The 1206-nt window shown below is 38.2% G+C and carries 1 protein-coding gene; it reads right to left on the bottom strand.

What is annotated here, in order from left to right:
• Window positions 1-1188, bottom strand: a protein-coding gene (locus H4J66_RS20700) for an IS3 family transposase (RefSeq protein ID WP_182169571.1) whose coding sequence is annotated in 2 segments (ribosomal slippage) — window positions 1-933 and window positions 933-1188 — 1189 coding nt annotated over the 2 segments. Because the reading frame shifts where the segments join, the coding sequence is not laid out codon by codon here. This gene is flagged as partial in the annotation.
• Window positions 1189-1206: the final 18 nt, after the last annotated feature.

The raw sequence follows: 1206 nt of genomic DNA on the forward strand, positions 1-1206 counted from the left end.
AAGTAAAATTGGCCACAGTTTTGTAGCTTAATTTGTATCTTCGCTCTGATTCATTTGGGCTTATTCCACCGTTGTACGTATGTGGCCTGGTCTTATTGTAATAATCCATGATGTAATTAATGATTGCTTGTTTGGCTTCATTAAAATTCTTATACCCTATCAAAGGTATCCATTCCGTTTTCAAACTTCTAAAATATCGTTCCATTGGTGCATTATCCCAACAATTTCCACGGCGGCTCATGCTTTGTGTGATTTGATAACGCCACAGTCGTTGCCTAAACTTTCTGCTGGTGTAATGCGTTCCTTGGTCTGAGTGGAATATGGCATCTTTAGGCTTTCCTCTGCTCTCATATGCCATCATCAATGCTTGCATCGTTAACTCACTATCAGGTGAGTTTGATATCGCCCAGCCGATAGTTTTTCTAGAAAATAAATCAAGGACAACAGCAAGATAAGACCAACGATTACCTGTCCAAATGTACGTCACATCTCCACACCAATAAGTATTAGGCTCAACAACGGCGAATTGACGTTTGAGTATATTTGGGATGGCCACATGATCTTGATTCGCCTTCTTGTATTTATGCTTAGGTATCTGACAACTCACTAAATCTAGCTCATTCATTAAGCTTCTTGCCCGATAACGACTTAATGGATAACCTTCATTCGTCACCATATCAGATAGGCTTCTAGCACCCGCAGAGCCACCACTAAGTGCATGAAAGCGTTTAACATCAGCTCTTAATTTAATCTCTGACGAGCTTAAATTATTATCCCTGTTTACCCAATATTTATAACTGCTGCGATGTACTTTAAATACATCGCATAACGTAGTGATTGGATATTTTATTTTGTTGCTCTGATTGAGTTTCTCAATTAATAAGAATTGTTCAGGGAGTCTGACATCAACAGAGCAGTAGCCTTTTTTAAGATATCCTTTTCTAATTCAATGCGTTCAATCTTTTTTTCAAGTTCACGTATTTTTAATTGATCAGCGGTCATAGGAGTAGCTTTAGGTTGTTTACCTTTTCGCTCTTCTTTTAACTGTTTAACCCATTTGCTAACGGTGGAATAACCAGCACCCATGGCCTTCGCTGCATCTTCGTGGGTATAACCATTATCAACAACTAATTGTGCTGTTTCTAATCGAAATTCAGGACTGAAATTTGGACGTTTTTTCTTTGTCATTTGTATCACCTAACGTTT

The sequence above is a fragment of the Colwellia sp. MB3u-55 genome (genome assembly GCF_014076785.1).
GTDB lineage: Bacteria > Pseudomonadota > Gammaproteobacteria > Enterobacterales > Alteromonadaceae > Colwellia_A.